This is a genomic window from Aeromonas sp. ASNIH8, assembly GCF_002919855.1.
Lineage (GTDB): Bacteria > Pseudomonadota > Gammaproteobacteria > Enterobacterales > Aeromonadaceae > Aeromonas > Aeromonas caviae.
In genome coordinates, this window is record NZ_PQLN01000135.1 from 1 (window position 1) to 8,734 (window position 8,734).

The 8,734-nt window shown below is 58.1% G+C and carries 7 protein-coding genes and 1 pseudogene; 1 reads left to right on the forward strand and 7 read right to left on the reverse strand.

The annotated features are described in order from the left end of the window. A partial coding sequence (locus C3418_RS25100) for a helix-turn-helix domain-containing protein (protein WP_153064167.1) occupies positions 1–124 on the reverse strand: 124 nt, incomplete at its 3' end. A gap of 57 nt (positions 125–181) precedes the next feature. On the opposite strand from C3418_RS25100, the gene tnpA reads away from it, so the two are divergent. Continuing rightward, positions 182–586, forward strand: a complete 405-nt coding sequence (gene tnpA, locus C3418_RS21635) for an IS200/IS605 family transposase (protein ID WP_103859258.1) — start codon at positions 182–184, stop codon at positions 584–586. A 54-nt stretch (positions 587–640) separates the two neighbouring features. Here tnpA and C3418_RS25035 read toward each other — a convergent pair. The 6 genes and pseudogenes from C3418_RS25035 to C3418_RS21665 all read right to left on the reverse strand — a co-directional run. After that, positions 641–1,132, reverse strand: a pseudogene (locus C3418_RS25035) (sensor histidine kinase); the annotation flags it as partial. A 64-nt stretch (positions 1,133–1,196) separates the two neighbouring features. After that, positions 1,197–1,484 (reverse strand): 50S ribosomal protein L25, encoded by a 288-nt coding sequence (gene rplY / locus C3418_RS21645; protein ID WP_010674717.1) that lies wholly within the window; start codon positions 1,482–1,484, stop codon positions 1,197–1,199. Positions 1,485–1,647: 163 nt separating this feature from the next. Continuing rightward, complete coding sequence (locus tag C3418_RS21650) at positions 1,648–2,478, reverse strand: LysM peptidoglycan-binding domain-containing protein (protein ID WP_052815105.1); 831 nt, start codon at positions 2,476–2,478, stop codon at positions 1,648–1,650. A 71-nt stretch (positions 2,479–2,549) separates the two neighbouring features. After that, the gene (hrpA, locus tag C3418_RS21655; protein WP_103859259.1) at positions 2,550–6,464 is read right to left on the reverse strand and encodes an ATP-dependent RNA helicase HrpA; all 3,915 of its coding nucleotides are present in this window, start codon (positions 6,462–6,464) and stop codon (positions 2,550–2,552) included. 189 nt (positions 6,465–6,653) lie between these two features. Further along, positions 6,654–7,076, reverse strand: a complete 423-nt coding sequence (locus tag C3418_RS21660) for a CBS domain-containing protein (RefSeq protein ID WP_043152696.1) — start codon at positions 7,074–7,076, stop codon at positions 6,654–6,656. 83 nt (positions 7,077–7,159) lie between these two features. Beyond that, positions 7,160–8,230, reverse strand: coding sequence for a transcriptional regulator (locus C3418_RS21665; protein ID WP_043152694.1), 1,071 nt, complete (start codon positions 8,228–8,230; stop codon positions 7,160–7,162). Positions 8,231–8,734: the final 504 nt, after the last annotated feature.

The following is an 8,734-nucleotide window of genomic DNA, read 5'->3' on the forward strand; positions in this document are numbered from 1 at the left end:
TGCGCTTTGTCTCTGCCAGCCCGTGATTCCAGACATAACGAGCACAACCGCCCAACTGGCGCAGGCGTTGCGCTTGTTGGGCGGTCGGTTCGAGTCGGAACTTGTAGGCTTTCAGAATTTGCATTTAGCGCTCAGTGTGTAGCATTATCACCATATCTATGGTGCCCGATTGAGTGAAAGAATGCAATTCACTAAAATTAATAAATCACGCCATGCAGCCTACATTTTGCACGTACATTTGGTGTTTATCACCAAGTATCGAAAGCCGACATTGGGGGAGCTGCATCACGCTTCATTCGGTCAGTGTGCGGTAGAGATTTGCAGAGATTTTGGTGCGGAACTGAAAGAGTGTGACGGAGAGGCTGATCATGTTCACATGCTGATAGAGTACGGCCCAACAGTGCAGCTATCGGTGCTGGTGAACTCGTTAAAGGCGGTCACATCAAGGCGACTGCGTAATGAATTTCTGGACTTGAGGGGTGCTTACAGCAAACCCGTACTCTGGTCACGCTCTTACTTTGTGGGCTCTTGCGGCGGTGCGCCGTTAGAGGTGATCAAGCAATACATTCAAAACCAGCGGGGCTGACGCCCCGGCGAAATTCCCCTCCCACCTACGTCGGAGGGAGTCCCCTTTCGCATTTAAGATGGGGTTGAAGGGGCGATCGATCACCCCGTGTTCAACGTTGAGATCGAGCGGCGAGACGTAGACCCGCTCCCAGGGCAGCGCCATGGCATCGCGAAAGTAGTAACGCTCCCCCTTGTTCTGCAACTGGTCGTCCGTCACACGCCACAGATGCTGGCCCTGGCGATCGATGCGCACCCGCTCCATGCCATCCGGGGCAAGCCAACGCACCTGGGCATAGTCGGGATTGCGGTTCAGCAGGATGGTGAACTGGACGGCCAGGGTGTCACGGTCATTGCGAGCCGCCGCTTCGAGCAGGATGGGTTCTTCCGACATGCTGCGCACATGGCGCAGCGGCACCGCCAGCTCGCCGTCAAGGCGGCCGCTGGCAAGCGCCAGGAAGGTGCTCTCATCACTGCGAACGCGATAGAGCTCGCGCTCGATCAGTGCATTGCCCAGCAGATAGCTACCTGCCAGGACAAGCAGCAGAATAGGTGAAAACAGCAGGATATTGCTGTAAAAACAAAGAGGCCACCCGATTGGGTGGCCTCTTCACAGGAAAGTTCGTTGTCGATTAGACGCGAACGAAATCCAGGTGAACCAGCTTGTAGCGAACCGGGTGACGCTGGATAGCCTTCACGTTCACTTTGACTTCTTCACCGTTGATGACCAGGGTCAGCTCGGAGGAGTAGAACTCCGGCTTCTCTTGGGCCAGGATCAGCTTCTTGTGGTCCAGGGTAACGGACACGGCTTCTTTGCCTGCACCGTAAACGATGGCAGGAACCAGGTCAGCATGACGCAGGCGGCGGCTCGCACCTTTCCCCAGGTCAGAACGGACTTCAGCTTGGAATACGAAAGACATAGTGATTATCTCTTTTAAGATGAATGTATGGTGTTGACTGCGACCGGTCAGCACCTCGCAAAACGAGCGCGAATACTAGCACGGGCCCGGAGGGGATACAAGGAAAGAACCCGCGTCACTCCTCTTTGGCCAAGAGGCACTCCACCACGCCTCTCGCCATCCCCTAGCGCCCCTGCTCCAGACGGGCAAACTGCTGCTGTCGCTGGGCCGGGCTCAGGGAATCGAATTGCGCCAGAGTCTGCGCTTTCGGGCAATAGAGGCGCTGCCCGGCCTGTACCTGGATCCCTTTGGCCATCCTGTCACGATTTTCCTGCACCAGCGCCAGCAGATAACTGTAAGTATCCGAGCCGCCGGCCTCCTTTGACTGAAGCTGGCTTGCAATGCGCCACAGGGTTTCTCCCGGCGCCACCTGATGACAAACCCGCGATGCCTCCCCTGCCGCCGTGGCGGAAAGAATCAGGGTCGCCTGCTCAGGGGCAGAATCTGCGGTGGCCATGGGCTGTGCATCTCCCTGTCTTGCCAAGGCCTGTGTGGGGACCAGCCCCCCAAGCCGTGCGAGCAAGGGCTCCCCCAGAGGCATCCGCATCTTCCTCTCCCGGGGCAGGGAGAACTCGGCGACAAAGGCGACAGCGCCCGGGACTTCGAACGAGGGGGCCGAGGAGGCGGCTTGCAGTACTGATTGGTGGGGAGCCATTCCATAGGCCATCTCATCGATGCGCTTCAGCCTGGCCAGGTAAGCCTTGGAGAGCTGGGCCTCCCCTTCGAACAGATCGAAGGGGGGCACCAGCCGGGCAGGAAAGAGGATCTGCCAGCGGCCATTCTTCTTTCTCTGTTCAAGTGGGGGAAACTGATTGCCCCGCCAGGCCGCAAAAATGGGCGGCACGGGGCGCTGCACCGGATAGAACTCCGGGTTGAGCTGCACCCAGGTTTGTTCCGCAATGGGTTGATACCCGCTGATGTTGACCAGTGCCACCCCCAACCAGATCCCCAGCATATGACGGCCTCCCTTCCCTTTGGCGTCTCGTTGCTTTCACACTATGGCTCAGAAAACAGATAGATAGCAGCTTAGCACTGGGCAATGGCGCTCTGCACCCGTTTATCCGAGATAGGGTATGGCGTCCCCAGTTGCTGGGCGAAGAAGGAAACTCGCAGCTCCTCGATCATCCAGCGGATATTGGCCACCTCGGCCGGGATCAGCTGGGATTTGGGGATCTTGGCGAGCAGTGCCTTGTACTCCGACTCCACGCTGTGCACCTTGAGCATGTAGACCCGATCCCGGTTGGGATCGATGGCGAGCTTCTCGAGCCGCCGCTCGATGGCCCGCAGGTAGCGCAGCAAGTCAGGCAGCCGCTGCCAGCCGGTCTCGGTGACAAAGCCCTTGTGAATGAGGTTACCCAACTGCTGCTGGATGTCCGACATGGCAAAGGCGGTGTCGAGCTGCATCTTGCCCTTGAGCCGTTTCTTGATCTCATGGGAGAGGGTCAGCACGGCTTCCACCTGTTTGGCCACCTCCACCACCGCATCGTTGAGCTCGGCGCGGACATACTCCTTGAGCGCCTCGAAACCGGCCTCGTCCCAAGCCATGCCGCCGTGCTGCTCAATCAGCTTGTCGCAGCCGCAGGCGATGCAGTCGTCAATCAGCTCGGCCACCTTGCCAAACGGGTTGAAATAGAGCCCGAGCTTGGCCTTGTTGGGCAACTTCTCCTGCAGATACTTGATGGGAGATGGCACGTTGAGCAGCACCAGCCGGCGTTGGCCTGCCCACATCAGCTGCTGCTGCACCACAGGGCTCTCCACCAGCTGGATGGCGACCGAATCTTTCTCGTCTACCAACGCCGGATAGGCCTTCACCTCGAACCCACCGCGCTTCTGACTGTACTCTTGCGGCAGTTCGCCAAAGCTCCACAGGGTGAGGCCAGACTGCTCGATATCATCGTCCGCCACTTGTGACAGAGTCTCCTGCACCTTGCCGCGCAGCGACTCTTTCAATGCCTCCAGATCCTTGCCTTCCGCCACCTTCTTGTGCTTGTCGTCCACCACACGGAAGGTGAGTTTCAGGTGATCGGGCACCGCAGCCCAATCCCAGGATTCACGGGGCACGGTCACGCCGGTCATGCGGCGCAGCTGACGCTCCATCTCGTCCAACAGCGGCCCCTGCTCGGGGTTGATACTGGCGAGCAACGCATCGGCATAATTGGGGGCCGGCACGAAGTTCTTGCGCATCGGCTTGGGCATCGACTTGATGAGGGCCACCAACAACTCGTGACGCAGCCCGGGGATCAGCCACTCGAACCCCTTCACCTCCACCTGATTCAGGAGCGGCAGCGGGATATGCAGGGTCACGCCATCCGCCGCCTCCCCCGGCTCGAACTGATAGGTCAGCTTGAGCTTGAGGCGCCCCTGCTGCCAGAAGTTGGGGTAGTCGAGATCGCTGATGTGGGCCGCATCCCCCTTCATCAACATCTCTTTCTCGAAGTTGAGCAGCTCGGGATCCTGCTTTTGCGCCTCCTTCCACCACTTGTCGAAGTGGCGGGCGGAAATCACATCTTCCGGCAAACGGGCATCGTAGAAGCGGAACAAGTCCTCATCATCCACCAGAATATCGCGCCGACGGGATTTGTGCTCCAGCGCCTCTACCTCGGCCAGGAGCTTGCGGTTATCGCTGAAGAAACGGTGGCGGGTCTCGAAATCCCCCTCCACCAGGGCGCGGCGGATAAACAGCTCGCGGCACAGCGCCGGATCGATGCGGCTGAAGTTGATGGTGCGCTCGTTGACCAGAGTCAGACCATAGAGGGTCACCTTCTCCTTGGCCATCACGGCACCGTTTTTCTTCGACCAGTGAGGGTCGCTGTGGTGCAGCTTGATGAGGTGACCTGCCAGCGGCTCCACCCACTCCGGTTCAATCTTGGCGTTGATGCGGGCGTAGAGGCGCGAGGTCTCCACCAGCTCGGCGGCCATCACCCACTTGGGCGGCTTTTTGAACAGACCGGAGGCCGGGAAGAGGTGGAAGCGGCCGTTGCGGGCCCCGAGAAACTCGGGCTTTTCCAGATCCTTGTTGCCGATATGGCTCAAAAGACCGGTAAGCAGCGCGCAGTGCACCGTCTTGAAGTCTGCCGGTTCTTGGTTGGCCTTGAAGCCCAGCTCCTTGACCGTCTGACGCAGCTGGAAGTGAATGTCCTGCCACTCGCGTACCCGCAGATAGGAGAGAAACTCCTTCTGGCACATGCGGCGAAACGGGTTGCTGCCAAGAGCATCCTGCTGCTCTTTAAGATAGTTCCAGAGGTTAACAAAAGCGAGGAAGTCGGAATCCTTGTCTTCAAAACGTCTGTGCTGCTCGTCGGCGGCCTGCTTTTTCTCCATGGGCCGCTCGCGGGGATCCTGAATGCTGAGGGCGGCGGAGATCACCATCACCTCGCTCAGGCAACCGGTCTGCGCCGCACTGATCACCATCTTCGCCAGACGCGGATCAAGGGGGATACGCGAGAGCTGGCGACCGGTCTCGGTCAGCTGCAGCTTGGCTTCGCGATCGCCCGTGGCGGGCAGCTCGCGCACCGCCTCCAGCTCTTTCAAGAGGGTCAGACCGTCCTTGATATGGCGCGACTCCGGCGGCTCGACGAACGGGAAAGCCTCCATATTACCAAGGCCGAGCGCCAGCATCTGCAGGATGACGGAGGCCAGGTTGGTGCGCAGGATCTCGGGGTCGGTAAAGGCCGGACGGCTATTGAAATCCTCCTCTGAGTAGAGGCGGATACAGATACCATCCGCCACCCGACCGCAACGCCCTTTACGCTGGTTGGCGCTGGCCTGGGAGACCGGCTCGATGGGCAGGCGCTGCACCTTGGTGCGCCAGGAGTAGCGACTGATGCGGGCCGTACCCGGATCGATGACGTAACGAATGCCCGGCACCGTCAGCGAGGTCTCCGCCACGTTGGTGGCCAGTACGATGCGCCGTCCGGCGTGTGGCTGGAACACCTTGTTCTGCTCGGCGTTGGAGAGGCGGGCGTAGAGCGGCAGCACCTCGGTATCGCGCAGGTTGAGCTTGCGCAGGGCATCGGCGGTATCGCGGATCTCCCGCTCGCCGTTCATGAAGATGAGGATGTCCCCGAGCCCCTCGCGGGCCAGCTCTTCCACCGCATCAAAGATCCCCTGCAGCTCGTCGCGCTCCTCCAGCCCTTCGCTCTTGTCATTGCTTTTTTTATCAACAAACAGTGGGCGGTAACGCACCTCCACCGGATAGGTGCGACCGGAGACCTCGATCACCGGCGCCTTGTTGAAATGACGAGAGAAACGCTGGGGGTCAATGGTGGCCGAGGTGATGATCACCTTGAGATCGGGGCGCTTTGGCAGCAGCTGTTTGAGATAGCCCAGGATGAAGTCGATGTTGAGGCTGCGCTCGTGGGCCTCATCGATGATGATGGTGTCGTACTGGGTCAGCATCCGGTCGTTCTGGATCTCGGCCAGCAGGATACCGTCGGTCATCAGCTTGATGTGGGTCTGCTCACTCACCTGATCGGTAAAGCGCACCTTGTAACCCACGTAGTGGCCAAGCTCGGACTCCATCTCCTCGGCAATACGGGCCGCGACGGTACGGGCCGCCAGACGGCGCGGCTGGGTGTGGCCGATGAAGCCCTTGACCCCACGCCCGAGCGCCAGACAGATCTTGGGGATCTGGGTGGTTTTGCCCGAACCGGTTTCGCCGGCGATGATCACCACTTGATGCTCTTCAATGGCTTTGGCGATCTCCCCTTGCTTCTGGCTGACTGGCAGATTGTCCGGATAGGTGACCTTAGGCACGCCCGCCAGACGGGACTGATAGCGCGTCTGTGCCACATCCAGGTCAGCGGCGATGGTTTCGAGCACGGCAGCCTGCTTGGCTTCCGGCAGCTTCTTGACCCCGTGCAGTCGACTGGAGAGACGGCGGGCGTCGAGATTCATGCAGGCGGTAAGACGGCGGCGCAGCGCCTCGATAGAGAGAGACAAGGTACGAATTCCTTAAAAGAGTGCCCATCAAGGGCCATATCGATAGCTGGGGGAGATCCTAAAGAGCGAGGCTGGGCGGTGCAAGCCTTAAAGCGCCGCGCCAGCACATCAAGCCGGAGGCGTCATGACCGTCACGGATGAAAAGAGCAGGCCGGAGCCTGCTCTTTGAAAACAACCAGACAACACCATTCAGACTCTGGCCTGATGCACGAAACAGGTGCCAAGCTGGGCGTGGATGGCCTGCATCACATTGTGGCGGTTGATGACCCCGAGCAGGCGCCCCTCCTCCACCACAGGATAGATCTTGGGCTTTTGACCCATCATCATCTCCGCCAGATCCAGGATGCTGGTGTCGGGGCCGACTGCCAGCACCTCCTTGCGCATCACATCCCTGACCTGGGCCACCTGTTCACAGTGGTAGGCCTCTTTCAACATGACGGCAATGCAATCCTGCTCGGAGACCCAGCCAATCAGATGTCCCTGGCTGTCCACTACGGGGCCGCCCAACTGATGACTGTTGAGAAATTTTTCCACCGCCGCCTGTACCATCATCTCTGCGCTGAAGATGATGGGCTTGGTCTGCATGTAGTCCTTTGCCTTGAGTGATTCCATGACGCTTTCCCCCAACGAGCCTCCCGAGGGGAGGCAAGAGCCGGGCACTATGTCCAGCTCACTCCAAGCATAGTCCGCGTGGATCAGGAGATGGATTGCAGCAAGAGCAAGAGCTCGTTCTGGCTGTGGCAGCCGGTCTTCTTGAACACCCCTTTCAGGGTGGAGCGCACGGTTTCCACCTTGACACCGCGCAGCTCCGCGATGTCGTTGCTGCTGTAACCCTTGCTCATCAGCACCAGCAGCTCCTTCTCGCCAATGGTGAGGGGATAGAGGCTGGCCAGCGCTTCGATGTCAGGATTGAAGGCGTGCTCGGGGTCACGCAGCACCACTTCCACATAGCGTTCAAAGCGGCTGAGTCCGCTCATCAGGGTGCATTGGACCAGCAGCGGGCGCAGGTTAGGCTGACGGGGAATGGACATATAGGCGCTGGCGCCGGGCAGCAAATAGGCAAAGCCATTGAGGATCTCCTTGAGCTGACGTTGCTGCTCCTTATTCTGCAAAGAGAAAATGCCATTGATGGCCCGCAATTCCACATTTTCATCGGCGATACGGTTGAAGGCCACATTGGAATAATGAATATGCCCCTTGTCGTCTATGATGGCGCTGGGCTTATTATGGTTTTTCACCAGCTGTTGCAACTGATAGTTCTGGGTTTCCAGGGCCAGCAAGTTCCAATAATGGTGGCTCCAGGCCGCCAGTCCGGAATAGATTTCCGAGAGCGAGGTGAGGTCGCGACTGCTGAAATCATCTTGCGCTGCACCACGGTAACTGCACAGGCTGCTCAGCCCACGCCCTTTGACCTGGCAGACGCCGCCGGCGGCGAATTGGGCGCCGAAACTTGCCAGCAGGCCCACCGAGCTTGAAATGCTGTTGGCGCTGACGATCCCCTTGCACCCTTTATCCAGATAATGGTTGAACCACACATCCTGGCGATGATGTTGCAGGTAAAACTGCTGCTGGGCCTCGGTCAGACCGCTGGAAAAAAGCTTTATTCCGTCGCTCTTGTCATCATCCCGCAATAAAAACAGGGATGAACTGCAGGAAACGTCGGCACGAAATTGGTCCACGACAAGCTTAATGTCAGAATCATTAATACCGCACTCGTATAACTGGCTGATATAGGGCGATATCCTTTCTTTCTCTAATGCCTTCACACCCGAACTCCTAATTCTTATTTTTATTGAAGAGGCATCTTACTCTGCAATGGGATAGTCGAAAAGTAGTCAAATGAACAAAGGGTTTATGATTTATTCATAAATAGTCATGAATATAGGCTCATGAATATGACCAGAAAGGGTAAATAGCCGCTCATGTTTTTCCTGGCGCTGGTCGCTTACCTTCCTGTTTTGCCTCTTGATGCCTCACCACCCACTCGCCATCCCGGCCCCTCTTTCCCCCCGAGATCACGCTTTTCAGTCTTGGGGTCATCTGCATCCACACCGATTCACATGTTGCATTTTAGTGACTTTGGCGTTTCCATTTTGAGCGCCGAACGATATTGTATATACAAATCATCCCCTCAACGGAATTGAACCGACATTCCGCACCTGATTTAGGAATAAATTTGCCGATAGCGCTCACCCAATACCTCCAAAATGATCTGCTGGTCTCCTGTTAGCTCCGTTACTTGTGGCGGAGCTTCTCCCAGTCGATATTCA